We start from the raw sequence: 26,507 nt of genomic DNA, 5'->3' as shown, positions 1-26,507 counted from the left end.
CTCGACCCCGTGCACCACGAGACCCCCACCACCGAGGCGTCCACGGACGTCGTCGACATGCCCCCGGCCGAGACCAACGTCACCGACCTCATCCTCGCCTCCGCCGCCGAGGCCCCCCGGGCCCCGGTGTACGCCGTGCGCAACGGCGCCGGCGCCTGGCTGGACGTCCGGTTCGACACGTTCCTGGACCAAGTGCGCGCCGTGGCCAAGGGCCTGATGGCCCGCGGCGTGGGCCGCGGGGACCGGGTGGCCCTGTTCGCGGCCACCAGCTACGAGTGGGCGGTCCTGGACCAGGCCGTGTGGTTCGCCGGCGCGGTGTCCGTGCCGATCTACGAGACCTCCTCCGCCCACCAGGTGGCGCACATCCTCTCCGACTCCGGGACGGTGCTGGCCGGCGTCGGCACCCCCGCCCTGGACGAGCGCACCCGCGAGGCCGCGGCCCTGGCCTCCTGCGAGGTGGACACGTTCCCCATGACCCCGGAGGGCCTGGCCGCGCTGGCCCGTGCCGGCCGGAACGTGCCGGACGCGGAGTTGGAGGCCGCCCGGGCCGCCGCCACCCTGTCCGACCCCGCCTCGATCGTCTACACCTCCGGCACCACCGGCCTGCCCAAGGGCGCGATCATCACCCACGGCAACTTCGCGGGCGCGTGCGTCAACGTCCTCGCGTTCGCCGCGGAGGTGGTGGGGCACGGCCACGAGGAGCCCTCCCGCTCCGTGATGTTCCTGCCGCTGGCGCACGTGCTCGCCCACGCCGTGCAGGTGATCTGCCTCTACGCCCGCATCCAGCTGGCCCACGCCCCCTCCACGGCCACCCTCCTGAAGGACCTCGGCTCCTTCCGCCCCACCTGGCTGCTGGCCGTGCCGCGCGTGTTCGAGAAGGTGGAGGCCGGGATCGCCGCCAAGGCGGAGAAGGGCGGCACGGGACGGCTGTACCGCGCCGCCCGCGCCACGGCCGTGGAGTGGTCCGAGGCCGTGCAGTCCCGTGACCACGGCGACGGCCCCGGCCCCTCCGCTGCGCTCTCCGCGCGTCGGGCGCTGTTCGACCGGCTCGTGTACCGCAAGGTGCGCCAGGCCCTGGGCGGGCAGGTGAGGTACTGCGTCTCCGGCGCCTCGGCGCTCTCCCCCGAGCTCACCCACGTGTTCCACGGCATGGGCGTGCCGATCGTGGAGGGCTACGGGCTCACCGAGACCACCGCCCCCGCCACCGTGAACATCCCCGGCGCGCACCGGATCGGCACCGTGGGCCTGCCCGCGGCCGGCGTGACCGTGCGGATCGCGGAGGACGGCGAGATCCTCATCGCCGGCCCCGTGGTGTTCGGCGGCTACCACGGCCGGCCCGAGGCCTCCGCGGAGAGCTTCGACGGCGAGTTCTTCCGCACCGGCGACATCGGCGCCCTGGACGAGGACGGCTACCTGCGCATCACCGGGCGCAAGAAGGAGGTGATCGTCACCGCGGGCGGCAAGAACGTGTACCCCACGCCCCTCGAGGAGATCATCCGCCGCCACCGCCTGGTGGAGCACGCCGTGGTGGTGGGCGACGACCGCCCCTACGTGGGCGCCCTGATCGTCCTGGACCAGGAGGAGCTGACCCGCTGGAGCCTGGACCGCGAGCGGACCCTCACCCTCGCCGAGGCCGCCACGGACCCGCAGGTCCTGGCCTCGCTGCAGGAGGCCGTGGACGAGGCCAACGAGACGGTCTCCCGCGCGGAGTCCATCCGGCGCATCCGGGTGCTGGACCATGTGGTCTCTGAGGAGTCCGGGCACCTCACCCAGTCCCAGAAGCTCAAGCGCAGCCAGCTGATCGAGGACTTCGCGGACGAGGTGGAGGCGCTCTACCACCGCCGCTGAGCGGACGGCGTCGCACGGACGGCGTCGGATGGGCGCAGGAGCACGGGCACCGGGCGGGCCGCGGAATATCCGCCGCCCGCCCGCCCGTTACGGGGGGTGACCTCGACCGCTCCGACCGACAGGACCCCCATGCCCTCCCTGTTCGACCCCCTGGACCTCGGCGCCCTGCGCCTGGACAACCGTGTGACCATGGCCGCGCTGACGCGTCAGCGCGCCGGTGAGGACGGCGTCCCCACGGACCTGCACGTGGAGTACTACCGCCAGCGCGCCTCGGCGGGCCTGGTGGTCAGCGAGGGCGTGTTCCCGGCGTTCTCGTGCCGCTCCTTCCCCGGCCAGGCCGGGATCGCGGACGCCGACCACGCCGCCGGCTGGGCGCGCGTGGCCGAGGCGGTCCACGACGACGGCGGGCACCTGTTCCTGCAGGTCATGCACGGCGGGCGCATGTGCCACCCGGACCTGCTGCGCGGCGCCGAGCCCGAGGCCCCCAGCGCGATCGGCCCCGGCGTGCCCGTGCGCGGCTTCTCCGGCAAGCTCGAGGGCTCCGTTCCCCGCGCCCTCGAGACGGAGGAGCTGCTGCGGGTCGTGCGCTGGTTCGCGGAGGCCGCCCGTCGCGCGGTGGACGCCGGCGTGGACGGCGTGGAGGTCCACGGCGCCAACGGCTACCTGCTGCACGAGTTCACCGCGGCCTCCAGCAACGAGCGCACGGACGCCTACGGCGGCTCCCCCGAGAACCGCGCCCGCCTGACGGTGGAGGTCGTGCGCGCGGTGGCCGAGGAGATCGGCGCCGAGCGCACCGCCCTGCGCATCTCCCCCGAGCACGACGTGCAGGGGGTGCTCGAGCCGGACCGCGAGGACGTGCTCGCCACCTACGGCGCGATCCTGGACGGCCTGGCGGACCTCGACCTGGCCTACCTATCCGTGCTGCACCGGGACGTCGACGGCGACCTGGTGGCCGCCCTGCGCGAGCGCTTCGGCGGGACGTTCCTGCTCAACAGCGGCTTCGCCTCCCCCACGGACCTGGCCGAGGCCCGGCACATCGTGGAGGACGGCCTGGCCGACGCCGCCGTGGTGGGCCGCGCGCTGATCGCCAACCCGGACCTGGTGCGCCGCTGGCGCGAGGGCCTCGAGCTCAACGAGCCGGACCCCTCGACGTTCTACGTGGGCGGCGAGCGCGGCTACACGGACTACCCCACCGCCGACTGAGCCGTGCCGCACGACAGACCCCCGGGCGGGGCCGGATCCCTCCGGCCCCGCCCGGGGTCTGTCACGTCGCGGGACGCCCCGCGGGGCGCTCAGCGCGCGCCGTAGGCGTCCTCGCGGGCCCAGCGCAGGCGGGTGGCCTCCAGCTGGGCGCGGCGGTCCTGCGCGAGCTCCCGGCGCCGACGGCTCGGCCAGCCGAGCACGAGCGTCAGGAGCGCGCCGGCCAGGGTCAGCAGGGCGACGGAGAACGCCGCGTCCACCCAGAACTGCTCCGGGTAGAGGCGGATCAGCGCGTCGGCCGTGGAGAAGGTCCACGTGCCGTCCGCGAAGAACAGCGAGTGGAACCCGGCGAAGAACTCCTGCCACCCGGTGGCGGCCAGCACGCCGAGCACCACCAGGGCGATCAGCAGCCACACCGCGCCGGCGAACAGGGCGCGGCGCACCCCGCCCGGGCTGGTGCGGTGCAGGTACCAGGCCAGGGCGGCGCACACCAGGGTGAGCACCACCAGGGCCGCGGTGGCCGCGAGCATCACGATCTTCACGTCCGTCATGTGGGAGACCTCCGCCGCGGTGAACAGCGGCTGCCCCTCATGCATGAGCGAGGACAGATACCGGGAGCCCGCCAGGTTGGACAGGTAGTCCAGGCCCGCGGAGCCGTAGTGCATCCGGTCCCCCGTGGTGAACCCGTAGTCGTCCTCCGGGAAGCCGGGCCGGTGGTACTCCAGCCACAGGAACAGCGGGCTGGCCACCAGGCGCACGGCGGCCAGCAGCAGCGTGAGCGGGGCCAGCACGGCCAGCAGCACCTGCGCGACGCGCGGGCCCGCCGTGGGCAGGCGCGCCTGCTCCTCGGGGGTGGGCCCGTCCGCCTCGGCCGCGGCCCGGGAGCCGGCCACGCCCACGGGCGTCGCGGTGTCCCCGGGGTAGCGGTCGACCGGCACGGCCTCCCGCACCGGGGCCCGTCCGGCGTCGCCGCCGTACGCGCCCGGGGGCACGGCGGCGGACGGCGGGGTGGACCGGGTGGCCGTGATGTCCCCGCCGGATCCGGCGGCGTGCGCGCCGGCGCCGGAGCCGCCGGCCGCGGCGATCCCGCCGCGGTCCATCACCAGGGTCGGGTTGTCCCCGGCGCCGGGGCCGTCCGCGCCGGGGCGCGACGGCGCGCCCTGACGGGGCAGCGCCTGGGTCGCGTCGGCGTCGTCCTCCACGAACGCGCCGTAGTCCAGCCCGGACTCGAAGTCGTCGGATCCGGCGCGGTCCTCGCGCCCGGACCCGGTGGGGTGGGAAGCCATGGGAGTCCTCTCCTGCCGGGCCGCCGCGGAGGGCGGCACGGGCTCAGTAGCGGTAGTGGTCCGCCTTGTACGGGCCGGCCACGTCCACGCCGAGGTACTCGGCCTGGGTCTTGGACAGTTCGGTCAGCCCGACGCCGAGGGCGTCCAGGTGCAGGCGGGCCACCTTCTCGTCGAGCACCTTGGGCAGGACGTAGACCTGCTTCTCGTAGTGCTCGCCGGTCAGGGCACCGGTGCCCGTGGAGCCGCCGAACAGCTCGATCTGCGCCATCACCTGGTTGGTGAAGGACGCGGACATCACGAACGAGGGGTGGCCGGTGGCGTTGCCCAGGTTCAGCAGGCGGCCCTCCGAGAGCACGATGATCGAGCGCTCGGAATCGGTGCCGGCGTCGAACGTCCACTCGTGCACCTGCGGCTTGATCTCGGTCTTCACCACGCCGGGCACGCGGGCGAGCCCGGCCATGTCGATCTCGTTGTCGAAGTGGCCCACGTTGCCCACGATCGCCTTGTCCTTCATGCGGACCATGTCCTCGGCCATGATGATGTCCCGGCCGCCGGTGGTGGTGACGAAGATGTCCCCGTCCGCCACCAGGTCCTCGAGGCGGGCCACCTGGTAGCCGTCCATGGCCGCCTGCAGCGCGCAGATCGGGTCGATCTCGGTGACGATCACGCGGGCGCCCTGGCCGCGCAGCGCCTCGGCGGCGCCCTTGCCCACGTCCCCGTAGCCGCACACCACGGCCACTTTGCCGCCGATCAGCACGTCCGTGGCGCGCATGATGCCGTCCGGCAGGGAGTGGCGGATGCCGTACTTGTTGTCGAACTTGGACTTGGTGACGGCGTCGTTCACGTTGATGGCCGGGAACAGCAGCGTGCCCGCCTGGGCCAGCTGGTACAGGCGCATCACGCCGGTGGTGGTCTCCTCGGAGACGCCGCGCAGGGTGCCCGCGGTGCGGGTCCAGCGCTGCGGGTCCTCCGCGAGCGAGCGGCGCAGGGTCTCGAGGATGATCCGGTACTCCTCCGGGTCCTCCTCCGTGGCGGAGGGCACCGCGCCGGCCGCCTCGAACTCCACGCCCTTGTGCACCAGGAGGGTGGCGTCGCCGCCGTCATCCAGGATCATGTTGGGGCCCAGGGCCGGGTCCTCCGCGGCGCCGGGCCACGTGAGGATCTGCGAGGCGGTCCACCAGTAGTCCTCGAGGGACTCGTTCTTCCACGCGAACACCGGCACGCCCTGCGGGTCCTCCGGGGTGCCCTCCCCCACCACGACGGCGGCCGCGGCCTCGTCCTGCGTGGAGAAGATGTTGCACGAGGCCCAGCGGACCTCGGCGCCCAGGGCGGTGAGGGTCTCGATCAGCACGGCGGTCTGCACGGTCATGTGCAGCGAGCCGGCGATCCGGGCGCCGGCCAGGGGCTGGGACTCGGCGAACTCCTCGCGCAGGGACATCAGGCCCGGCATCTCGTGCTCGGCCAGGCGGATCTGGTGGCGGCCGGCCTCGGCCAGGGAGAGGTCGCGGACCGCGAAGTCGAAGCGCGCGCCGGGCACGGTGGTGCGGTTGGCGTACGCGGGGTCCACGTCGGGGGTCTGACGTGCGGAGGGGGTGTTGGTCATGGCCCCAGCCTACCGAGGCGTCCGGACGCGGGAGGCGGGGCGGAGACCGCTCAGGTCACCGTCCGTCGTCGACGACGCGCAGGAACCCCCGCGCAGGGCCCTCGCCCTCCGGCGCGGACGGGGCGGGCCCGGCCGGGGCGGCGCCGATCGCGCGGCGCGGGGCGGGTGCCGCGGGCTCCGGGGCGTCGATGCGCAGCACCTCCCAGCCGCGCGGGACGGTGATGCGGGCCGCGTGGGCGGGGCAGAGGTCGTAGGCGTGGGGCTCGGCGAGCTGGGACAGCGGGCCGATCACCACCTGGGAGTCGGCGTAGTTGTACGTCAGCGTGGCCAGGGCAGGCTCCTGGCACGGCGTCTTGCTGCAGCGTCGCATGGCTCCCACGGCAGATCACCCTACCCGCCCCGCGCGCCCGGGCGTCCCCGTCCGCTGGCCTAGCATGGCCCCATGTCCGCCGACCCGCTCGCCCCGCTGCCGCCCCCGCCGCCGCGGGCCCCGCGCACGGCAGGCCCGGGCGGAGACGGCCGCCGGCCGGGCCGGCGCCGGGACAGGCGCGGCCGCGGGATCCGGCACCCGCTGCCCTTCGGCCTCCGCGCCCCGCGCGGCCGCGTGGAGGCCTTCGTGGACGCGGTCCAGTCCTCCGTGGAGCGCCTCACGAACCTGGGCGTGCCGGGCCTGCGCCGGGTCACCGCCCGCGTCGAGCGCATCCCCGACCGCCTGGACGACCGGCTGGCCCTGCTCCGGGCCCGCGCGGACGGGGACGACGAGGAGCTGTTCGGCCGCGCGGAGACGGACGGGCCGGACGGGGTGGTGCTCACCCTCTTCGAGCGCCCCCTCCGGGAGACCGTGGAGGCCGAGGACCTCGAGGACGCCGTCTACGGGGTGGCCCTCAGCCGGTGCGCCGCGGCGCTCGGCGTGGACCCGCAGGCCCTCGACCCGTCCTGGGGCCGGATCTGACCGACCCCGGCGGCGGCGCCGGGACGGCTCAGCCGCGCTCGCGGCGCAGGCGGCGGCGCTCCCGCTCGGACAGGCCGCCCCAGATGCCGAACTTCTCGTCGTTCGCCATGGCGTAGTCCAGGCAGTCCTGGCGCACGAGGCACGCCGCGCACACGCGCTTGGCGTCCCGCGTGGAGCCGCCCTTCTCCGGGAAGAAGGCCTCCGGGTCCGTCTGCGCGCACAGGGCGTCCACCTGCCACGCCAGCTCCCCCTCCACGGGCTCGACGGCGACACCGGGCACCGGCTCCCAGCGCTCGGCGTGCCCGGCCGCGCGGCGCGGGGCGAGCTCGGTGACGGTGGCGCCGGGGGTGCCCTCGGCGTCGTCGGCGTCCGCGAGGTCGTGGGCGGCGAGGAGGGCGGAGGCGCGGTCCTCGAGGGAGTCGGGGGCGTCCCAGGCCCCGGCGGCGGGGTCGGCGGGGTCCAGGAACCAGTCGCTGGGAACGGCGCGGGAGCGGGAGGCGGCCGGCGCGCGCCGGGCGCGGCCGGCGTCCTCGGCTCGCTGCGTGTCCTGCATGGTCAGCACCCTCCTGTGGCCCTGGATCGACGGTCCCGACGGCCCGGGGCGGCGCACGGCGCGACCCCATGACGGCCACCACATTACACGGGTGTAATTCGCTCCCCCACCCGCCCCCCCCCCCCCCCCCCGAGGCCCGGGACGGCGTGCGGCCCGGACGCCGCGCGGCCCGGCGCGGGCCGGGTCGGGGTGCCAGACTGGGGCCATGGTCTCCCTCTCCACGCCCCGCGCCCAGGGCCCGCTGGTCACCCGGCTGGCCGCCTCCCCCCGCCCCGCCCTGCTGCAGGAGCCGGCGCCGGGCGCCGGGGGCGGGCACGGCGCCGTGGACCAGCGGATCGAGCTGTCCGGGACCGTGGTGGTGAACTGGGCGGCCAAGGCCGCCGGGCTGCTGCTGGACGAGGGCGTGGGCCCCGGGGACGCGGTGCTCCTGGACCTGCCGGACCACTGGCTCTCCCGTGCCCTGGCGCTCGGGGTGCTGGTGGCCGGGGCGCGCCTGGACCCGGCCTCCGGCGCCGCCTCCCCCGCCCCGGACGCCGACGCCGCGGCCGTGCTCACGGACCGCCCGGAGGCGTGGGAGGACCCGGCCCTGACGGTGGTGGCGGTGCGCCTGCCCCGCGGGCTCGAGCCCCACTTCGGCGACGACGCCGCGGACCCGGCCGTGGTGGACCTCGCCGCGGAGATCCGCGCGCAGCCGGACGCCCTGCCCGGACCGGTGGACCACGTGGTGCCGGACCTGGTCCCGGCCGCCGACGCGAGTGGGGACGGGGACGGCGCGGCCGACGGCAGGCAGGGCGGGCGCGCGCGGGTGGGCGTCGGCGTCGTGCGCGCCACCCTGCAGGACTGGGACGCGGGGCGCTGCGTCACCGTGCCGGCCTGAGCCCGGCGCGGGGCGCCCCGGTGTGCGGGGCGGCCGCGGTCAGCGGACGTCGTCCTCCGGATGCGGCCGGTGGCGGTGGACCACGCCGGGGGCATGCTCGGCGTGGTCGTGCAGCACGGGGATCTGGCCGGTGATCACGGCGATGTCGTTGGCGAAGCCCGGCTCCTCGTCCAGCTCCTCCTTGAACACCCAGAAGCGGTAGGCGAAGTACCGGAACACGGTGCCGAAGAACAGGCCCACCACGTTGCCGGCGATGAACAGGCCCATGGGGTCCGTGATGCCCATGAGGTACTGGGCGATGAACACGCAGCCGGCCTGGATGCCGAGGCCGATCGCGTTCATGATCAGGAACATCACGAGCTCGCGCACCTTGTTGGTGGAGCGCTTGTCCCGGAAGGTCCAGTAGCGGTTGGCCACCCAGCTGAACATCGTGGCGACGACGCCGGCCACGATCTTGGCCTTGACGTTCGAGCCCTCGAGGGGGCCGGTCATCATCCACCAGAACACCAGCGAGTCGATCACGAAGGCGGCGGCGCCCACGGTGCCGAACTTCGCCACCTCGCGCCACAGCATGGAGACGACACCGGTGGCACGGCGCCAGAGATCGGACATCATGGGGGCGGGACACCTCGGTTCGGACGGCGGGAGGGTCCGGGCGGCGGGGCGGCGCCGGACGGCTGGGAACACTGTAGTCCCGCGCGGGTCCCGGACCGGTCCGACCGGAGGGCGTGCAGGCGATCCTGACGGAGTTCCCAGGCTGCGCCACTAGCCTGGTGCCGTGACTTCCCCTCGACTCGGTGTGATCGGCGGCGGCCAGCTGGCCCGGATGATGGCGGGCCCCGCCGCGGAGCTGGGCGTGCCCTTCCGCGTGCTCGCGGAGGCCCCGGACGCCTCCGCGGCCCAGGTGGCCCCCCACGTGGTGGGCGACCACGCCTCCCTGGACGACCTGCGCGCCTTCGCGGCCACGGTGGACGTGGTGACCTTCGACCACGAGCACGTGCCCACGGAGCACCTGCGCGCGCTGGAGGCGGAGGGCGTGGCCGTGCGGCCGGGCCCGGACGCCCTGCAGTTCGCGCAGGACAAGCTCCTCATGCGGCAGGCCGTGGAGCGCCTCGGCCTGCCCAACCCCGCGTGGGCGCCCGTGAGCACCCTCGAGGAGGTCCTCGCCTTCGGCGACGAGCACGGCTGGCCCATGGTCCTCAAGACCGCCCGCGGCGGCTACGACGGCAAGGGCGTGCTGGTGGTGGACTCCGCCGAGGACGCCCGCGCCGGCGCCGGCGCCGAGGAGGGCACCCTGGCCACGTGGCTGGGCGCGGGCATCGCGCCGCTGCTGGCCGAGGCCATGGTCCCGTTCTCCCGGGAGCTCTCCGCCCAGGTGGCCCGCACGCCCTCGGGCCGGATCGCCGCCTACCCCGTGGTGGAGTCGGTGCAGACGGACGGGGTGTGCGACGTCGTCACCGCCCCCGCCCCGGACCTCGACCCCGCGGTGGCCGAGGCCGCCTCCGCGGCGGCCGCCCGGATCGCCGAGGAGCTCGGCGTGACCGGCATGCTCGCCGTGGAGCTGTTCGAGACCCCCGGCACTAGCCCCGGCTTCCAGGTCAACGAGCTGGCCATGCGCCCGCACAACTCCGGCCACTGGTCCATGGACGGCGCCGTCACCGGCCAGTTCGAGCAGCACGTGCGCGCCGTGCTGGACCTGCCGCTCGGGGACACCTCCCCGCGCGGGGCCGGCACCGTCATGAAGAACGTCCTGGGCGGCACCCGCGAGGACCTGCACGCCGGCTACGCCGACGCGATGGCCGCCCATCCCCAGGCCAAGGTGCACACCTACGGCAAGGGCGTGCGCCCCGGCCGCAAGGTGGGCCACGTGAACGTGGTGGCCGAGGGCGGGCTCAGCCTGGCCGACGCCGCCCGCGCCGCCGACTCCGCCGCCGCCGTCCTGCGCGACGGCGCCGCCCCCCGCCCCCTCGAGACCGCCCCGGAGGCCCGCCCGTGACCGCTCCCGACGCCCCCCACACCCAGCCCCTGCAGGACGAGGCCCCGGTGGTCTCGGTGGTCATGGGCTCGGACTCCGACTGGCCCGTGATGCGCCAGGCCGCTGAGGCCCTGCGCGCCCTCGGCGTGGCCGTGGAGGTCGGCGTGGTCTCCGCGCACCGCATGCCCCACGAGATGGTGGCGTTCGGGGCGCTGGCCCATGAGCGCGGGATCCGCGTGATCGTGGCCGGCGCCGGCGGTGCGGCCCACCTGCCCGGCATGCTCGCCGCGGTCACCCCGCTGCCCGTGATCGGCGTGCCCGTGAAGCTCAAGTCCCTCGACGGCCTGGACTCGCTGCTGTCCATCGTGCAGATGCCCGCGGGAGTGCCCGTGGCCACCGTGTCCGTGGACGGCGCCGCGAACGCCGGGCTGCTGGCCGCGCGCATCCTCGCCGCGGGCGACTCGGACGAGGCCGCCCGCCTCCGCGATGCCCTGACGGCCCATGCCGCGGACCTCAACGCGCAGGCCCAGGCGAAGGGGGCCCGGCTCCGGGACCGTCTGACCGACGAGGCCTGAACCCGTGTCCCCCTCCCACCTGCACCCACCCCGCACCGCGGATCCGGTGCGGGACCCCCGCGCGGCCTCCCCCGCGGAGCGCCGGCGTCGCGCCGGGATCCTCCTGCTGCTCACGGCCCTGGTGCCCGGCGGCGCCCAGGTGGTGGCCGGCAGCCGCCGGCTGGGCCGCGCCGCGCTGCGCGTCACCCTGACCGTGTGGGCCGTGGTGGCCGCCGCGCTCGCGCTGTACCTGGCCTCCCGCGCCACGCTGATCTCCCTCCTGGCGAACGACGCCGTCCTGATGGGCCTCGGCGCCGTGCTCGTGGCGCTGGGCCTGGGCTGGGCGTGGCTGTGGCTGGACACGTTCCGGCTCATCCAGGCGCGCCTGCTGGCGCCCCGCGCGCGGGCGGTGACCGCCGCCGCCACCGCCGCGGCCGTCCTGGTCACGGGCGGCGGGCTGGTCTACGGCGGCTGGGCCTCCCAGGCCGGCCGCGGAGCGCTGGACACCGTGTTCGGCGACGGCCCGGCCCTCGCGGCCGCCGACGGCCGCTACAACGTGCTGGTCATGGGCGGGGACGCCGGCGAGGGCCGCACGGGCCTGCGCCCGGACTCCATGCACGTGGTCTCCCTGGACGCGCAGACCGGGGCCGCCGCCCTGTTCTCCCTGCCCCGCAACCTGCAGAACGCGCCGTTCTCCGAGGGCTCCCCGCTGTGGGGGGTGTACCCCGGCGGCTACGACTGCGGGGACGAGTGCATCCTCAACGCCCTCTACATGGACGTGGAGGAGGAGCACGCGGACCTCTACCCCGGCGCCGAGCACCCGGGCGCGGAGGCCATGATGGACGCCGCCGGCGGGATCCTCGGGATCGACGTGCACGGCTACGCGATGATGGACATGGCCGGGTTCGCCCAGCTGATCGACGCGATGGGCGGCGTCCAGGTGGTCTCCGGCGGCTACGTCACGCACCGCGGCGAGCGCCCCGACGGCGAGTGGGGGGACGTCTGGTGGGCCCCGGGCACCCACCGGTTCGACGGCGATGACGCCCTCGCCTTCGCCCGGTCCCGCAAGTTCGCCACGGACTATGCGCGCATCCGCCGCCAGCAGTGCATGCAGGCGGCGATGCTCGAGCAGTTCACCCCGGCCACCGTGCTCACCCGCTTCCAGGGCATCCTCGACGCCGGGCAGCAGGTGGTCACCACCAACCTCCCCCAGCGCCAGCTGGGCACCTTCGTGGACCTCGCCGACGGCTCCCGCCGCCACGAGATGCCGCGCCTGACCATCGGCGCCCCCGACTTCGGCACGGCCGCGGATCACTTCACCGCGCACCCGGACTACGACCTCGTGCACCGGCGCGTGGCCGAGGTGCTCTCCGCCGAGCCCGAGCGGCGCGCCCGGACGGCCGCCGCGCCGGCCACAACGCCCGGCGCGCTCCCCGTCCTCACCGTGCTCGCCGCCCCGTCAGGCGGCCGGCAGGACGGCGTGGACGTGGACGACCCGGACACCTGGCCGGAGCCCCCCTCGCACGCCGACGGCAGCCCGTACTCGGCCGAGGAGCTCATGGAGCTGCAGGACGCCGGCCGGGAGGCCGAGCTCGTGCGGATCGCCTCCACGAACGACCTCTGCGCCCCCGCCTGACCGGCCCCGGACGGGCCCGGCTGGCCTACCCTGGGGGCATGCATGTGCTCGACGCGACCGTCCGCGACTACGCCTGGGGATCCCCCACCCTCCTGCCCCGGCTCGAGGGCCGCGAGCCCACCGGCGCCCCGGAGGCCGAGAAGTGGCTCGGCGCGCATCCGGGGGCGCCGAGCGTGGTCGTGGGAGCGGACGGGGACCGGCGGGGCCTGGACGAGGTGATCGCCGCGGACCCGGAGGGCATGCTGGGGCAGGCCCGGCGCTTCGGTCGGCTGCCGTACCTCATGAAGCTGCTGGCCGCCGCCCGCCCGCTGTCCATCCAGGCCCACCCCACCCTGTCGCGGGCGCGGGAGGGGTACGCGCAGGAGGAGGCCGCGGGCGTCCCCGTGGACGCTCCAGACCGCAACTACAGGGACGACAACCACAAGCCCGAGATGATCGTGGCCCTCACGCCGTTCTCCGCCCTGTGCGGGTTCCGCCGCCCGGAGGAGGCCACGGCCACGTTCGAGCGCGTGGCCCTGGCCCTGACCGAGTGGGCGGACGGGGACTCGACGCAGGTGGCGGTGGCCGCCCGGCGGATGGCCGTGCTGCTCGCGGACGAGGACGTGGAGGGCGCGTTCACCGAGATCCTCGACCCCGCCTCCGTGTGGAGCGCCGAGGGCGGCGTGGACCAGCTGGTGGAGGCGCTGCGGGGCATGCCGGACCTGATCCGCCAGGACGAGGCGCTCGAGACCGCCCTGCAGACGGCCGAGCACTTCCCCGGCGACCCCGGCGTGGTGGTCTCCCTCCTCCTCAACCGCGTGGACCTCCAGCCCGGCCAGGCCGTCCACCTGCCCGCAGGCAACGTGCACGCGTACCTGCACGGGCTCGGGGTGGAGGTCATGGCCGCCTCGGACAACGTGCTGCGCGGCGGGCTCACCGGCAAGCACGTGGACCTGGCCGAGCTGCGGGCCGTGGTGGTGTTCGAGCCGATGCCCGTGCCCTACACGGACCCCGAGGCCGAGGCCGAGGGCGTCACCCGCTACCGCCCGCCGTTCGAGGAGTTCGAGCTGACGCGCCTGAGCGCCGACCCCGCGCCGGACCCCGCGGCGGAGGGCGTGCGGGCCCGGGTGGCCGGGCCGGCGATCGCCGTGGCCACCGAGGGCACCGCTGTGCTGCGCTGCGGGGACGAGGCCGTGCGCCTGACCCCCGGCCAGTCCGTGTTCGTGCCCGCCGCGCAGACCGCCGCGGCGCCCCTCGCACTCGAGTCGGAGGGGCGGGGGCGGGCCACCGTGTTCGTGGCCGCCCTGCCCACCGCCTGACCGGGCGGACCCGGCTCAGCGCGCGGTCAGGAGCGCCCGTCGAGCCACTTGGCCCACTTGGCCACGTCGTGCTCGGCGTCCACGGTGCGGACGGTGCCGGACTTGGAGCGCATCACGATCGACTGCGTGTGCACGCGGCCGTCCTGGAAGCGGACGCCGCGCAGCAGGTCGCCGTCGGTGATGCCGGTGGCGGCGAAGTAGCAGTGCTCGGAGGAGACCAGGTCGTCGGTGGTGAGCACCGCGTCCAGGTCCAGGCCGGCGTCGAGCGCCTTCTGCTTCTCGGCGTCGTCCACGGGGGCCAGGCGTCCCTGGATCACGCCGCCGGTGGCCTTGATGGCGCACGCGGTGACGATGCCCTCCGGGGTGCCGCCGATGCCCATCATCATGTCCACGCCGGTGTCCGGGCGGGCGGCGGCGATCGCGCCGGCCACGTCGCCGTCCAGGATGAACTTCACGCGGGCGCCGGCCGCGCGGATCTCCTTCACCAGGCCCTCGTGACGGGGGCGGTCCAGCACGCACACGGTCACCTGGGAGACGGGCTTGTCCAGGGCCTTGGCCACGAGGTTCACGTTCTGCTTCACGGGCAGGCGCATGTCCACGAAGTCGGCGGCCTCGGGGCCCACCACGAGCTTGTCCATGTAGAACACGGCGGAGGGGTCGAACATGGTGCCGCGCTCGGCCACCGCGAAGACGGACAGGGCGTTGTTGTAGCCCATGGCGGTCAGGCGGGTGCCGTCGATCGGGTCCACGGCCACGTCCACGGGGGCGCCGGTGCCGTCGCCCACGGACTCGCCGTTGAAGAGCATGGGCGCCTCGTCCTTCTCGCCCTCGCCGATCACCACGGTGCCGTCCATGGAGACGGTGTCCATGAAGGCGCGCATCGCGTCCACCGCGGCGCCGTCCGCCCGGTTCTTGTCACCGCCGCCCACCCAGGGGCTCGCCGCGATGGCGGCCGCCTCCGTCACACGCACCAGCTCCATGGCGAGGTTGCGGTCCGGGACGTGGTTCTCGTAGCCGGTCTTCTCCGAGGACGCGCTGGTCATCCTGCTCTCCGATCCTTGAGCTCGATGCGCCGCGCACGGCGGACGCCGGGGCCGCTCTGCCCCGCCCCCCATCCTACGGCGGTGCCCGGACGGTGGCAGAATGCCCCCTGATGAGCTCCCCCACCGACGCCCCCGCCCCGCGCCCGGTCCTGACCGCCAAGCAGGCCCAGCGCGCCCGCGCCCCCTGGATCGCCATGGTGCTGTCCACCTTGGCGGTGCTCGGGTTCGTGGCGGTGCTGCTGCTGGTGAACCAGCCCCCGGCCGTCCAGGAGCGCGCCGACCGCGTGGACGTGGCGGCCGCCGCGGCCACCGTGCCGCTCGAGGACGGCGACCTGCCCGCGCTCGCGCCGCAGGTGCCCGAGGGCTGGACCTCCAACTACGCCCGGCTGACCCGCCTCGACGGCCTGCCGACGTGGGAGGTGGGCTGGGTGGTCACCGACACCGTGTTCGCGGGCCTGCGCCAGTCGACGGAGGCGGACCGCACGTGGACCACGCTGCGCGTGGGCACCGCGCCCGCCGTGGGCACCGTGGAGACGGACGGGATCACGTGGGAGCACTTCACCCCGCAGGGCACGGACGAGCAGCACCTCGTGACCCGGACGGAGGGCGGCACCGTGGTGCTGACCACCACCGGGGACCGCGAGGTGCTCGAGGACCTGGCCCGCGCCGTCGCCAAGGAGATCCGATGACCGCCGCACCCCAGCCCACCCCCCAGGACGCCGCCGACGCCGCAGGTGAGGCGCCGCACCGCCCCACGCCCGCCGAGGCCTGGGAGATCCTCGCCGCCGGCAACCGCCGGTTCGTGGCCGGCACCCCCGGCCACCCGAACCAGGACGCCGAGCGCCGCCACGGCCTCACCGCGGGCCAGGCGCCCCTGGCCGTGATCTTCGGCTGCGCGGACTCCCGCCTGGCGGCGGAGATCATCTTCGACGTGGGCCTGGGCGACGTGTTCGTGGTCCGCACCGCCGGACACGTGATCGACGACGCCGTCCTCGGCTCGCTCGAGTACGCCGTGGACTCCCTGGAGATCCCCCTGGTGATCGTGCTGGGCCATGACTCGTGCGGCGCGGTCACCGCCACCGTGGAGTCCTACATCAGCGGCGACATGCCCCCCGGGTTCATCCGCTCACTGGTGGAGCGCATCACCCCGTCCGTGCTGGCCGGGCGCCGCCGCGGCCTGGAGGAGATCGACGACTTCGTGGCCGAGCACGTGGACCAGACCTGCGACCGCCTCATGGAGACCTCCCAGTCCGTGGCGCGGGCCGTGGCGGAGGGGCGCACCGCCGTCGTGGGCCTGACCTACTCCCTGCACGAGGGCACCGCGAAGGCCGGGCGCGTGGTCGGGGACCTCACGGTCTGACAGACGGGGTGCGGGCGTGGCGCCGTTCACTAGGATGAGCGCCATGACCGCACAGAACTCCCCCGCAGAGAACCAGCAGTTCCGCATCGAGCATGACACGATGGGCGAGGTCAAGGTGCCCGTCGACGCGCTCTACCGCGCCCAGACGCAGCGCGCCGTGGAGAACTTCCCGATCTCGGGCAAGACCCTCGAGCCGGCCCACATCCACGCCCTGGCCCAGATCAAGAAGGCCGCGGCCAAGGCGAACGCCGAGCTCGGCATCATCTCCCAGGAGCGCGCCGACGCGATCGTCGCCGCCGCGGACGAGGTCATCGCCGGGAAGCACGACGGCGAGTACCCGATCGACGTGTTCCAGACCGGCTCCGGCACGTCCTCCAACATGAACACCAACGAGGTGCTCGCCACCCTCGCCACCCGCCGCCTCAAGGACGCGGGCTCCGAGGAGGAGGTCCACCCGAACGACCACGTGAACGCCTCGCAGTCCTCGAACGACGTGTTCCCCACCTCCGTGCACGTGGCCGTCACCGGCGCGCTGGTGAACGACCTGGTCCCGGCGTTCGAGCACCTGGCGGAGTCGCTGGAGAAGAAGGCCGAGGAGTTCAAGGGCATCGTCAAGTCCGGCCGCACCCACCTCATGGACGCCACCCCGGTGACCCTGGGCCAGGAGTTCGGCGGCTACGCCGCGCAGATCCGCTACGGCATCGAGCGCGTGCAGTCCTCCCTGCCGCGCGTGGCCGAGGTCCCGCTGGGCGGCACCGCCGTGGGCACCGGCATCAACACCCCGAAGGGCTTCTCGGCCCGCGTGATCGAGCTGCTCGCCGAGGAGACCGGCCTGCCGATCACCGAGGCCCGCGACCACTTCGAGGCCCAGGCCAACCGCGACGGCCTCGTGGAGGCCTCCGGCCAGCTGCGCAACGTGGCGTACTCGATCATGAAGATCAACAACGACCTGCGCTGGATGGGCTCCGGCCCGAACACCGGCCTCGGCGAGATCGCCATCCCGGACCTGCAGCCGGGCTCCTCGATCATGCCGGGCAAGGTCAACCCCGTGATCTGCGAGGCCGCCATCATGGTGTGCGCCCAGGTGATCGGCAACGACACCACCGTGGCCCTGTCCTCCACCAACGGTGCCTTCGAGCTCAACGTGGGCATCCCGGTGATGGCCGCCAACCTGCTCGAGTCCATCCGCCTGCTCGCCAACACCTCCCGCGTGATGGCGGACAAGATGATCGACGGCCTGACCGCCAACGAGGAGCGTTGCACGTTCCTGGCCGGCGCCTCCCCGTCCATCGTCACCCCGCTGAACAAGGTGATCGGCTACGAGGCCGCCGCCAAGATCGCCAAGCACTCCGTGGCCAACAAGATGACCGTCCGCGAGGCCGTGGTGGACCTCGGCTACGTGGAGCGCGGCGAGGTCACCGAGGAGCAGCTGGACAAGGCCCTCGACACCATGTCCATGACCCACCCGGGCGAGTGAGTCCCGGCCGCGCCTGACGCGGCCGCCCCACCGACGACGACGGGCCGTCCCCCTGCGAGGGGGCGGCCCGTCGTCGCGCGGGGCCAGAGCCTTGCCGTGATGTTCCAGACAGGGATCAAACAGATGCTGTGAGGGAGGCCTTCCGCCCCGAACATCCCGCTGACAAGGGACGATGTTCCGTTGATCACATATCCCCAGCGCAATGAATACCGCCGGGTCATCCAGTGACGTGAACCATCATGAAGGGAAAGCACCGCGTGCGGCCCCCCATCCCCGGGTCGCACGCGCACCGCCTCATGAGGGAAAGGACGTGCCATGAGCACCTCCCCGCAGGACACCCATGCCGTCTCGCGCCGCACCGTGGCAACCGGCCTCGCCTGGACCGCCCCGGCCGTGGCCGCCGCGGTGGCCCCACCCGCATTCGCGGCCTCCACCACGACCCTGACGGCCACCGACGACCCCGCAGATCTTCGTGAGCCGGTACTATCGCGTCCCCACGGACTGCACCAAGTCCGGCGGGTTCATCGATACCCAGGGGTGCACCCCCACCGGCGGCCCCGCCTCCGGGACCAGCAAGTCCGGCGACTGTCTGCGCAACCCCCACTCCTCCGTGGGCTACTGGCTCGAGACCACCAACTCGGCCTCTGGCGTTGCCCGCATCGATTCCGTCACGACCACCTACACCTTCAACAACCCGATCGTGATCGACTCCTGCCCGAACGGCACATACAATCAGGACTCGACCGCCACGTGGCGCTGGACCGAGTGCACCACGCTCAACGGCTGGACCTACTCGCTCTCCGCCGACGGCAAGACGCTGACCTTGAAGTACACGAAACCGACGATCGTCACCACCTCCACGGCGACCAACGGCACCGGTGACTACCTGCCGGGCTACTTCATCTACTACCACACGGCTGATCCGTGCATCGCCACGTCGACCACCATCGCGACTTCGCACACGATGACCTACTCCACGAAGACGTATCCGACCGGCACGACGTTCACTCAGAACATCGGTGCCCGCTCGATCGTCTGACTGACCCTCCGGCCACGGCCCCTCCCCCGACGGGAGGGGCCGTCGTCGTCTCCCTCGGCCGCTCACCCGAGGAACACGGCCACCCCCGCCCCCGCCACCATCGCCGGACCGAAGGGCAGGGCCGTCGCCCTGGTCGCACGCCGGAGGACCATCAGCGCGAGCGCGGTCAGCCCACCCAGCAGGATGGCCAGCACCCCCGCCATCACGACGGCGTCCGGCCCGGCCACCCCCGCGTACGAGCCGAGACCGCCAGCCAGCTTCACGTCCCCCATGCCCAGACCGCCGCGGCTGAACAGGTGCAGCGCCAGCATCGCCGCCGCGTAGCCGACGCCTCCGACCACCACCGAGAACAGCAGGTCCCCTCGGCCGGCCAGAGCCGCTCCCCCGCCGATGGCCGCCAAACCGCCGCCCCAGAGGCGCAGCGTCCACCGGTTCGGCAGCCGGTGCTCCCGCAGGTCCGTGCGCACCAGCACGGCCCCGCACCCAGCGAACCACGCCAGCCCCGCGCCCCACAGCGCGATCGTCGGCCACGCTCCGGCATCCCACGCCCACCCCCACCACGTCATGGCCCGAGGCTAGTCAGACCCCCGCCCCGCCGCGACAGGCGTCCACAGGGGCGACCTCACGGTGGGCGACTATCACACCATAGGACCCCGGCGCAACCCGTCGAAGGTGTAGTTGCACACTCCCGGGCTCTGGAGTACACTCGTCTTATTGGCTCCCTTCTGGGTAGAGCCGATCCTGAGACCCATGGCCTCGATCCCGTTTCAAGGGGCCATGGATGCGGGCTTCCTCGGTCCCCAATCCCCCCTCCGCGGGGCCGAGCACCCCCGCCGGGGCGGCTGTTCGCAGCGGCCCCCTTCTCTTCCCCCGTCACATTCGTAGATGTCGCGTAATCTCCCCAGGGCGACACAGCGGACGTGTCCGATCGTCCACCCCACCGTGGACCATCGGACAGTCGCGGCCACGGGCCGCTCGGTTCAGACCCCGCCGTCCTCGAGGAGCTCGGTGACGAGCCCGGCGATCGGCGAGCGCTCCGGCCGCGTCAGGGTCACATGCCCGAACAGCGGGTGCCCCTTGAGCCGCTCCACCACGGCCGCGACGCCGTCGTGCCGCCCCACCCGCAGGTTGTCCCGCTGGGCCACATCGTGGGTCAGGACGACCTTAGAGTTCCGCCCGATCCGGGACAGTGCCGTCAGCAGCACGGTCCGCTCGAGCGACTGCGCCTCGTCCACGATCACCCACGCGTCATGCAGCGAGCGGCCACGGATGTGGGTGAGCGGGAGCACCTCGAGCATGCCGCGGTCCACGACCTCGTCGATCACGGACGGGGACACGATCGAGCCCAGCGTGTCGAACACCGCCTGCGCCCAGGGGCCCATCTTCTCCCCCTCGGTGCCGGGCAGGTACCCGAGGTCCTGGCCGCCCACCGCGTACAGGGGCCGGAACACCACCACCCTGCGGTGCTCCCGCCGCTCCATCACAGCCTCCAGCCCGGCGCACAGGGCCAGGGCCGACTTGCCGGTGCCGGCCCGTCCACCCAGGGAGACGATCCCGACGCCCGGGTCCAGCAGCAGGTCCACGGCCAGCCGCTGCGCCGCCGAACGACCGTGCAGACCGAACACCTCCTGGTCCCCCCGGACGATCCGCGCCACGCCGCCCTCCCGCACCCGGGCGAGTCCGGCCCCCCGCGAGGAGGTCAGCCGCAGGCCGGTGTTGACGGGCAGGCGCTCCGCCGTCGGCGCGGGGTCCCCGGGGCCGACCTCGATGCCGGACCCGGCCTGGTCCTCCAGCGGCAGGCCGGCCAGGGGCGCCTGGCCGGCCTCGTACAGGCCGTCCAGCCACGCGTCCTCGACGGCCAGCGGGACCAGGCCCCGCCATCCGGAGTCCCGCACCAGCTCGTGGCGGTACTCGTCCGCCGCGAGGCCGATGGCCGCCGCCTTCACGCGCATGGGCAGGTCCTTGGACACCACGGTGACGTCGGCCCCCTCGTCCGCGAGCGCGGCCGCGACCGCCAGGATCCGCGAGTCGTTGTCCGAGCCCCGGATCCCGAGGGGCAGGACGTCCGGAGAGACGTGGTTGAGCTCCACGCGCAGCGTGCCGCCCTCCGCGGTGAGCGGCACGCGCCGGTCCAGGTGGCCGTGACGCCGGCGAAGGTCGTCCAGCAGGCGCAGCGCCGCCCGCGCGCAGTGCCCGAGGTCCGGGTCGGCGCGCTTGGCCTCCAGCTCGGTCACCACCACGAGCGGCAGAATCACCTGGTGCTCGGCGAAGTGCAGCGGCGCCCGCGGGTCCGAGAGGAGCACGGAGGTGTCCACCACGTAGGTCCGCCGGCCGCCGGCCCGACCGTCCTCGCTCGGCTCCGCCACGCCGGGTGCCGCCCCGTCCCGCGCCGCGCCCGCCGGCGCCACACCTTCGCGCGCCGCACCGTCCTGCGGGCCCGTCGCCGTCGTCCTCGTCATGCCGTCCTCCTCGCTGAGCACCCGCGGGCGGGGCCGCCCGCTCGGGGCCCACGCTAGACGGGCCCCCTGGACCACCCGGGGAGCGTCCCGTGAACGGCGGGTAAAGCCCTCGGGGCTCCAGCCGTCGGGCCGGCCGCCCCGGACCGGGACCCCACCCGCCGCCTAGACTGACCGCGACCCCCGCACCCCGCCCAGGAGCCCGCCATGTCCCTGACCCCGCCCCACCGGGAGACCGGCCTCACCGCGGGCCTGTCCCGCCCCACGGACACCCTCACGGACCGCGCCGGGCGCGGCCTGCTGCGGGCCGTCGCCCCCACGGCACTCCTGCTGGCGCTGATGTGGGCCATGTTCCTGGTGACGATCGTGGCCGGCCGCCCGCTGATCGGCGGGCTCGGGCTCATCCCCCGCAGCTCCGCGGGCCTGGACGGGATCCTCTTCTCCCCGCTCCTGCACGGCGGCTGGCGCCACCTGATCGGCAACACCACCGCCCTGCTGGTGCTGGGCCCGACGGCGGCGCTCGTCTCCCGCCGTCCCCTCGCCCTGCTCGCGGCCGCCTGGCTGCTGTCCGGGGTGTTCACGTGGCTGATCGGCACGCCCGGGGTGCACATCGGCGCCTCGGGGATCGTCTACGCCCTCACGGCGTTCCTGCTGGTCTACGGGGTCGTCGCCCGGCGCCTGCTCGCGGTGGCCGTCTCCCTCGTGGTGGCCATGACGTACCTCGGCTCGTCGCTGATCGGCCTGCTCCCCCAGCCCGGCGTCTCGTGGACCGGCCACCTCTCCGGCGCCGTGGCCGGCGTCGTGCTGGCCCTGGCCTGGGGGCGGGCGGACCGGGCCGCGCGGCGTCGTCGCCTGCCCGCGCTCTGACCCGAGACCGCACCCCCGTCCCGGGCCGTGCTCAGGCGCCGAAGCGGCGCTGGCGGCGCCCGTAGTCCCGCAGCGCGCGGAGGAAGTCCGTGCGACGGAAGGCGGGCCACATGGCCTCGCAGAAGTAGAACTCGGAGTACGCGGACTGCCAGGTGAGGAACCCGGAGAGCCGCTGCTCGCCGGAGGTGCGGATCACCAGGTCCGGGTCGGGCTGGCCGCGCGTGTAGAGCCGGTCGGAGATGGCGTCCACGGTGAGTGCGTCGGCCACGTCCCCGGCGCTCGTGCCGGCGGCGTCCGCCTCCCGCAGCAGCTCCCGGACCGCGTCCACGATCTCCAGCCGGCCGCCGTATCCCACCGCCACGTTCACGTGCACCCCGGTGTTCTCCCGGGTCCGCTCCGCCACCTCGCGCAGGCAGCGGGCCATGCGCGGGGGCAGGAGGTCGACGGCGCCCACGGGCTGCACGCGCACCGGCGCACGGTCCTCGCGCGGCTCGGCGAGGCGCTCGGCCGTGGTCATGATGATCTCCAGCAGCGGGGCAAGCTCGGCCGCCGGCCGGGCCAGGTTCTCCGTGGAGAGCATGTAGAGCGTCACCACGGGCACCCCGACCTCGTCGCACCAGCCGATGAAGTCCAGGATGCGCTCGGCGCCCGCCCGGTGGCCCTCCTCCGTGGTGGCCCCGAAGGCCCGCGCCCAGCGGCGGTTGCCGTCCACCAGCACGCCCACGTGGTGCGGGAGCCGCGCAGGGTCCAGGTCGCGCGCGAGCCGACGCTCGTACAGGCGGTAGAACGCCTCGGGTCGACGCACGGGGCACCTCGCTCTCCAGGTGGGGCCGGGGTGATCAGGATACGCGGCCGCCCCCGTCCATGGGCGAGAATGGGGGCATGCCGCACTCCGACCCCACGCCGACCGACCGGACCGACCGGCCCCTGCGCTGGCGCATCGAACGCGTCGGGGACCCCGACCACCCCCTGTACAAGCCGCGGCTGCGCGGCTGGGTCCACGCCGTCATGGCGCCCCTGGTGCTGGCGGCGGGGATCGTGCTGATCGTCCTGGCGCCCACCACCACGCTGCGCTGGGCCGCCGTGGTCTACACGGTCACCGGGATGCTGCTGTTCGGCGTCTCCGCCACCTACCACCTGGTGCAGTGGAACGAGTCGGTCTCCCGGGTTCTCAAGCGCCTGGACCACACGAACATCATGCTCGTGATCGCAGGCACCTACACGCCGCTCGCCCTCGCGCTCCTGCCCCCGGACAAGGGCATGACCCTGCTCACCGTGGTGTGGGTGGGGGCGGTGCTCGGCGTCGTGTTCCGGCTGCTGTGGACGGACGCCCCGCGCTGGCTCTACACGCCCGTGTACGTGACGCTGGGCCTGGCGGCCCTGCTGTACCTGGGCGACTTCTTCGCCGCGCACGTCCCCGCGGCCGTACTGATCTGCGCCGGCGGCGCCGCGTACATCGTGGGCGCCGTGTTCTACGCGCTCAAGGCCCCCACGATCCACCGCGAGTGGTTCGGCTTCCACGAGCTGTTCCACGTGTTCACCGTGGGCGGCTTCGTGTGCCACTGCATCGCGGTGTTCATGGCCTACCTGGCCCTCTGACCCGCCGGCGTCGGCCCGGGCCGGCGCCCGACGGCGCGGCCGCGCTCAGTCGCGGCCGGTGTCCGGGGCCTCGGGCTCCGGGGTGGGGTCCTGGAGGTAGCCGGGGTACTTGCGCTGCAGACGCGTGAGGCGGTCCTCGGCGTCGCCGTCCAGCTGCTCGCCGCCCGCGCGCACCTCCGGCGGCAGGTGCCCCTGGTGGCGCTCCACGAGCATGGCCTCGGCCTCCGGGGAACGCTGCTGCACGCGACGCACGGAGCGCACCATCAGCCGGATCACCAGGATGGCCATGGTCACCATCAGGGCCGTGAAGAGGAAGCCCTCGATGCCCGGGGTGATGTCCGCCTCGGACAGGCCCGGCTTGAGCGTGGGCTCGGGCACCGCGGGCGCGGGGGCGGCGGACACGGCGGCCGCGAGCGCGGAGGACAGGGCGAGGGGCGTCAGGGACATCACGACGCCCAAGTCTACCGGCGCGGCCGGAGCCCGCTCAGCGCAGGCCGTTGAAGAGGTCGTGCTCGGGGGTCGGCGCGGGCACGCGCGACTCGATCAGCGTGTAGTCCTCCCAGGGCCATGTGGTGCGCAGCAGGTCGTTCGGCGCGGCGAAGAAGGGGCCGTCCGGGTCCACCTGGGTGGCGTGCGCGCGCAGGGCGGCGTCCCGCTCGTCGAGGAAGTCGGCCACGGGGACCTGCGTGGTGACCTCGTGGTGCGGAGGGACGAACGGCGGCAGGTGCTCCGGATCCGGGACGTCCTCGCCCGCGTCGCGACGGCGCAGCACCTCCCGCATGGCGTCCATGCGGGCGTACATCGTCAGCCGGGCCTCGAACGGCGAGGCCTGCCCCAGGGCCAGGAAGCCCTCGTGCAGGGCGCGGAACTTGTCCGGATTGAAGGCGCGGTCGTAGTAGAGCTTGTCGATCTCCCACGGCTCCCCCGTGCCCGGGTACGCCTCGGGGTCGCCGGAGGCGCGCCACGCCTCGAGGGTGACGTGGTGGGCCTGGATGTGGTCCGGGTGCGGGTAGCCGCCGGCCTCGTCGTAGGAGATCAGCACGTGCGGGCGGAACCGCCGCACGAGCGCCACCAGCGGGGCCGCAGCGGTCTCCAGCGGCAGCTGCGCGAAGCAGTGGTCCGGCAGGGCGGGCAGCGGGTCGCCCTCGGGCAGGCCCGAGTCCAGGAACCCGAGCCACACCTGATCCACGCCGAGCGCCTCGGCGGCGTCCGCCATCTCCTCGCGGCGCACCGCGGCGATGTCCCGCTCCGCGCGGACGAGGTCGGTGTAGGAGGGGTTGAGCAGGGAGCCGGCCTCGCCGCCGGTGCACGTGACCACGAGGACCTCGGCCCCGGCGTCCGCGTAGGCGGCCATCATGGCGGCGCCCTTGGAGGCCTCGTCGTCCGGGTGCGCGTGGACGGCCATGAGCCGCAGGCCCGTGGAGTCGGGCAGGGGCGTGGAGGCGGCGGTGGACGGCGCGGACACGGCGGCGGGGTTCCTTCCGGGAGGCTGTCCCCCGCACAGCCGCGGGGGCGGGGCGCGGCGGCTAGGCTGGAGGGGATGTCCTCGACCCCCGCCCCTGACGCGCGCACGCCGGAGAACACCCTAGCCAACCGCTACGGGGTGGCGCAGCGCGGCGCCTCCCGCCGCCCCCTGTGGATCGCCCTGGGCGCGCTGGCCCTGACCGCCGCCGTCGCCCTGGCCGTGGTGATCGGCCTCAACGTCTCGGTGGGTCAGGTGCAGGCCAAGGACGTGGGCTACGAGATCCACGACGCCGGCTCGGCCTCCGTGACCTTCCAGGTGGCGGTCCCCGAGGGGGTCGCCGCGGAGTGCGACCTCGTGGTCATGGACGCGCAGGCCGCCCCCGTGGGCTTCCGCACCGTGCGGATCGCCCCCGGCCCGGAGGTGGAGCCGGGACGCTCCGCCACCTACACGGTGGACGTGCGGACCGTGGCCCGCGGCGTCACCGGCGTGGTGGACGGCTGCCGCTCCTCCTGAGCGCCCCGCACCGGTTGGGGTGACGTGCGTCTCGCCGTTAGACTGGTCCACGGTTTCCCCGCCCCGTCGCCCCGGGCCCGACGACCTCCCGCGCATCGCGCAGGGTCGTCCACCCGGTCGGCGGGGCGCTTCGCATACCCCGGCGGCCCCACGGCCGCCCCGACCCGAGAGGACACAGCCCCATGGCCACCACCCCCTCCGACGCCCCCTGGCTGACCCAGGAGGCCTACGACCGCCTCAGCAAGGAGCTCGAGCACATCTCCGGCCCCGGCCGCCAGGAGATCATCGAGCGCATCGAGGCCGCCCGCGACGAGGGCGACCTCAAGGAGAACGGCGGCTACCACGCCGCCCGTGAGGAGCAGTCCAAGAACGAGGGCCGCATCGCCGAGCTCAAGCAGCTGCTCGAGACCGCCCGTGTGGGCGAGACCGGCACCGCGGACGGCACCGTCCAGCCCGGCACCGTGGTCACCGCCGTCGTCGCAGGCGACGAGATGACCTTCCTCTTCGGCAACCGCGAGATCGCCGCGGACGGCGAGGACCTCGAGGTCTACTCCGAGCGCTCCCCGCTCGGCGAGGCCATCAACGGCGCCAAGAAGGGGGACACGGTGTCCTACACCGCCCCCAACGGCAAGGACATCGAGGTGACGGTGAAGAAGGTCGAGCCCTACACGGCCTGACCCCTCCTCGGCTCCGCGCGGCGGCCGCGGCCCCCCCCCCGGGGGCGGGCGCCGCGCGGTGGGACGCGGGGCGCCGTCGCACCGCCGCGGAGCTGCACCCGGGGCGCACCCCCGCGGACGGGCCGACACCCCTGCGCGACCCAGGATCCACCGGCAACGTGAAGCTCTCGACCCTCCCCTGGGACCTGACGGAGAAGCCCGGCGACGCGTCCATGCCGCCCTGGTTCCG

General features: G+C 74.4%; 27 protein-coding genes. 16 read left to right on the top strand and 11 right to left on the bottom strand.

The genetic code is table 11. The features are described from left to right. Positions 1–9 precede the first annotated feature (9 nt). Together Q4D18_RS03085 and Q4D18_RS03080 are read left to right on the top strand one after the other, a co-directional pair. Complete coding sequence (locus tag Q4D18_RS03085; RefSeq protein WP_303125683.1) at positions 10–1,848, top strand: long-chain fatty acid--CoA ligase; 1,839 nt, start codon at positions 10–12, stop codon at positions 1,846–1,848. Positions 1,849–1,977: 129 nt separating this feature from the next. Next, the gene (locus tag Q4D18_RS03080) at positions 1,978–3,051 is read left to right on the top strand and encodes an alkene reductase (RefSeq protein WP_303125682.1); all 1,074 of its coding nucleotides are present in this window, start codon (positions 1,978–1,980) and stop codon (positions 3,049–3,051) included. Between the two features lie 89 nt (positions 3,052–3,140). On the opposite strand, the gene Q4D18_RS03075 is transcribed toward Q4D18_RS03080, so the two are convergent. Genes Q4D18_RS03075 through Q4D18_RS03065 form a run of 3 tightly spaced genes read right to left on the bottom strand, consistent with a single transcriptional unit; the run spans position 3,141 to position 6,307 of the window. Then, positions 3,141–4,334: a TIGR01906 family membrane protein gene (locus tag Q4D18_RS03075; RefSeq protein WP_303125680.1), complete on the bottom strand. Its 1,194-nt coding sequence runs from the start codon at positions 4,332–4,334 to the stop codon at positions 3,141–3,143. 43 nt (positions 4,335–4,377) lie between these two features. Further along, entirely contained in the window at positions 4,378–5,937 is a 1,560-nt protein-coding gene (gene ahcY, locus Q4D18_RS03070) for an adenosylhomocysteinase (RefSeq protein ID WP_303125679.1), read from the bottom strand. A gap of 55 nt (positions 5,938–5,992) precedes the next feature. Continuing rightward, the gene (locus Q4D18_RS03065; protein ID WP_303125676.1) at positions 5,993–6,307 is read right to left on the bottom strand and encodes a DUF3499 family protein; all 315 of its coding nucleotides are present in this window, start codon (positions 6,305–6,307) and stop codon (positions 5,993–5,995) included. 72 nt (positions 6,308–6,379) lie between these two features. On the opposite strand from Q4D18_RS03065, the gene Q4D18_RS03060 reads away from it, so the two are divergent. Further along, the gene (locus Q4D18_RS03060) at positions 6,380–6,889 is read left to right on the top strand and encodes a hypothetical protein (protein WP_303125674.1); all 510 of its coding nucleotides are present in this window, start codon (positions 6,380–6,382) and stop codon (positions 6,887–6,889) included. Positions 6,890–6,917: 28 nt separating this feature from the next. Here the strand turns inward: Q4D18_RS03060 and Q4D18_RS03055 are convergent, their stop codons facing one another. Then, on the bottom strand, positions 6,918–7,442 hold the full coding sequence (locus Q4D18_RS03055) for a WhiB family transcriptional regulator (protein WP_303125673.1): 525 nt from the start codon (positions 7,440–7,442) through the stop codon (positions 6,918–6,920). Positions 7,443–7,647: 205 nt separating this feature from the next. Here Q4D18_RS03055 and Q4D18_RS03050 point away from each other — a divergent pair, with 205 nt between their 5' ends. Next, positions 7,648–8,319, top strand: a complete 672-nt coding sequence (locus Q4D18_RS03050) for a TIGR03089 family protein (protein ID WP_303125671.1) — start codon at positions 7,648–7,650, stop codon at positions 8,317–8,319. 39 nt (positions 8,320–8,358) lie between these two features. Here Q4D18_RS03050 and Q4D18_RS03045 read toward each other — a convergent pair whose 3' ends face one another. After that, entirely contained in the window at positions 8,359–8,934 is a 576-nt protein-coding gene (locus Q4D18_RS03045) for a GtrA family protein (RefSeq protein WP_303125669.1), read from the bottom strand. A gap of 211 nt (positions 8,935–9,145) precedes the next feature. Between Q4D18_RS03045 and Q4D18_RS03040 the strand changes: the two genes are divergently transcribed. The 4 genes from Q4D18_RS03040 (at position 9,146) to manA (ending at position 13,782) form a co-directional block, all read left to right on the top strand. Further along, the gene (locus Q4D18_RS03040; RefSeq protein ID WP_303125718.1) at positions 9,146–10,315 is read left to right on the top strand and encodes a 5-(carboxyamino)imidazole ribonucleotide synthase; all 1,170 of its coding nucleotides are present in this window, start codon (positions 9,146–9,148) and stop codon (positions 10,313–10,315) included. Between the two features lie 62 nt (positions 10,316–10,377). After that, complete coding sequence (gene purE, locus Q4D18_RS03035) at positions 10,378–10,869, top strand: 5-(carboxyamino)imidazole ribonucleotide mutase (RefSeq protein WP_303125716.1); 492 nt, start codon at positions 10,378–10,380, stop codon at positions 10,867–10,869. A 4-nt stretch (positions 10,870–10,873) separates the two neighbouring features. After that, positions 10,874–12,484, top strand: a complete 1,611-nt coding sequence (locus tag Q4D18_RS03030) for an LCP family protein (RefSeq protein WP_303125667.1) — start codon at positions 10,874–10,876, stop codon at positions 12,482–12,484. Between the two features lie 38 nt (positions 12,485–12,522). After that, positions 12,523–13,782, top strand: a complete 1,260-nt coding sequence (manA, locus tag Q4D18_RS03025; protein ID WP_303125665.1) for a mannose-6-phosphate isomerase, class I — start codon at positions 12,523–12,525, stop codon at positions 13,780–13,782. 26 nt (positions 13,783–13,808) lie between these two features. On the opposite strand, the gene glpX is transcribed toward manA, so the two are convergent. After that, the gene (glpX, locus tag Q4D18_RS03020; RefSeq protein WP_303125663.1) at positions 13,809–14,825 is read right to left on the bottom strand and encodes a class II fructose-bisphosphatase; all 1,017 of its coding nucleotides are present in this window, start codon (positions 14,823–14,825) and stop codon (positions 13,809–13,811) included. Positions 14,826–14,935: 110 nt separating this feature from the next. On the opposite strand from glpX, the gene Q4D18_RS03015 reads away from it, so the two are divergent. The 4 genes from Q4D18_RS03015 to Q4D18_RS03000 all read left to right on the top strand — a co-directional run bounded on the left by Q4D18_RS03015 (position 14,936) and on the right by Q4D18_RS03000 (position 18,701). Next, positions 14,936–15,514: a DUF4245 domain-containing protein gene (locus Q4D18_RS03015; RefSeq protein ID WP_303125662.1), complete on the top strand. Its 579-nt coding sequence runs from the start codon at positions 14,936–14,938 to the stop codon at positions 15,512–15,514. Beyond that, the gene (locus tag Q4D18_RS03010) at positions 15,511–16,185 is read left to right on the top strand and encodes a carbonic anhydrase (protein ID WP_303125660.1); all 675 of its coding nucleotides are present in this window, start codon (positions 15,511–15,513) and stop codon (positions 16,183–16,185) included. The genes Q4D18_RS03015 and Q4D18_RS03010 overlap by 4 nt, the downstream gene beginning before the upstream one ends. 43 nt (positions 16,186–16,228) lie before the next feature. Next, positions 16,229–17,662, top strand: a complete 1,434-nt coding sequence (locus tag Q4D18_RS03005; RefSeq protein WP_303125657.1) for a class II fumarate hydratase — start codon at positions 16,229–16,231, stop codon at positions 17,660–17,662. A 472-nt stretch (positions 17,663–18,134) separates the two neighbouring features. Next, entirely contained in the window at positions 18,135–18,701 is a 567-nt protein-coding gene (locus Q4D18_RS03000) for a hypothetical protein (RefSeq protein ID WP_303125655.1), read from the top strand. Between the two features lie 62 nt (positions 18,702–18,763). On the opposite strand, the gene Q4D18_RS02995 is transcribed toward Q4D18_RS03000, so the two are convergent. Next, positions 18,764–19,267 carry an A24 family peptidase gene (locus tag Q4D18_RS02995; RefSeq protein ID WP_303125652.1) on the bottom strand — a complete coding sequence of 168 codons (504 nt, stop codon included), beginning with the start codon at positions 19,265–19,267 and terminating at the stop codon, positions 18,764–18,766. Positions 19,268–19,681: 414 nt separating this feature from the next. After that, positions 19,682–21,160 carry a PhoH family protein gene (locus tag Q4D18_RS02990; RefSeq protein ID WP_303125649.1) on the bottom strand — a complete coding sequence of 493 codons (1,479 nt, stop codon included), beginning with the start codon at positions 21,158–21,160 and terminating at the stop codon, positions 19,682–19,684. Between the two features lie 204 nt (positions 21,161–21,364). On the opposite strand from Q4D18_RS02990, the gene Q4D18_RS02985 reads away from it, so the two are divergent. Next, positions 21,365–22,024: a rhomboid family intramembrane serine protease gene (locus Q4D18_RS02985; protein ID WP_303125648.1), complete on the top strand. Its 660-nt coding sequence runs from the start codon at positions 21,365–21,367 to the stop codon at positions 22,022–22,024. A gap of 31 nt (positions 22,025–22,055) precedes the next feature. Here the strand turns inward: Q4D18_RS02985 and Q4D18_RS02980 are convergent, their stop codons facing one another. Then, entirely contained in the window at positions 22,056–22,829 is a 774-nt protein-coding gene (locus Q4D18_RS02980) for an isoprenyl transferase (RefSeq protein WP_303125645.1), read from the bottom strand. A gap of 77 nt (positions 22,830–22,906) precedes the next feature. On the opposite strand from Q4D18_RS02980, the gene Q4D18_RS02975 reads away from it, so the two are divergent. Then, entirely contained in the window at positions 22,907–23,623 is a 717-nt protein-coding gene (locus tag Q4D18_RS02975; protein ID WP_303125643.1) for a hemolysin III family protein, read from the top strand. A 45-nt stretch (positions 23,624–23,668) separates the two neighbouring features. Here Q4D18_RS02975 and Q4D18_RS02970 read toward each other — a convergent pair whose 3' ends face one another. Together Q4D18_RS02970 and mca are read right to left on the bottom strand one after the other, a co-directional pair. Then, the gene (locus Q4D18_RS02970) at positions 23,669–24,070 is read right to left on the bottom strand and encodes a hypothetical protein (RefSeq protein WP_303125641.1); all 402 of its coding nucleotides are present in this window, start codon (positions 24,068–24,070) and stop codon (positions 23,669–23,671) included. Between the two features lie 37 nt (positions 24,071–24,107). Beyond that, positions 24,108–25,028, bottom strand: a complete 921-nt coding sequence (gene mca, locus Q4D18_RS02965) for a mycothiol conjugate amidase Mca (RefSeq protein WP_303125712.1) — start codon at positions 25,026–25,028, stop codon at positions 24,108–24,110. A gap of 135 nt (positions 25,029–25,163) precedes the next feature. Between mca and Q4D18_RS02960 the strand changes: the two genes are divergently transcribed. Both Q4D18_RS02960 and greA read left to right on the top strand, forming a co-directional pair. Beyond that, positions 25,164–25,601 (top strand): DUF4307 domain-containing protein, encoded by a 438-nt coding sequence (locus tag Q4D18_RS02960; protein ID WP_303125639.1) that lies wholly within the window; start codon positions 25,164–25,166, stop codon positions 25,599–25,601. A gap of 182 nt (positions 25,602–25,783) precedes the next feature. Next, entirely contained in the window at positions 25,784–26,278 is a 495-nt protein-coding gene (gene greA / locus Q4D18_RS02955) for a transcription elongation factor GreA (protein WP_303125636.1), read from the top strand. Positions 26,279–26,507 lie beyond the last annotated feature (229 nt).

Source organism: Micrococcus sp. (genome assembly GCF_030523875.1).
In the GTDB taxonomy this organism is placed as follows: domain Bacteria; phylum Actinomycetota; class Actinomycetes; order Actinomycetales; family Micrococcaceae; genus Micrococcus.
This window is presented reverse-complemented; position numbering and strand designations above follow the sequence as displayed.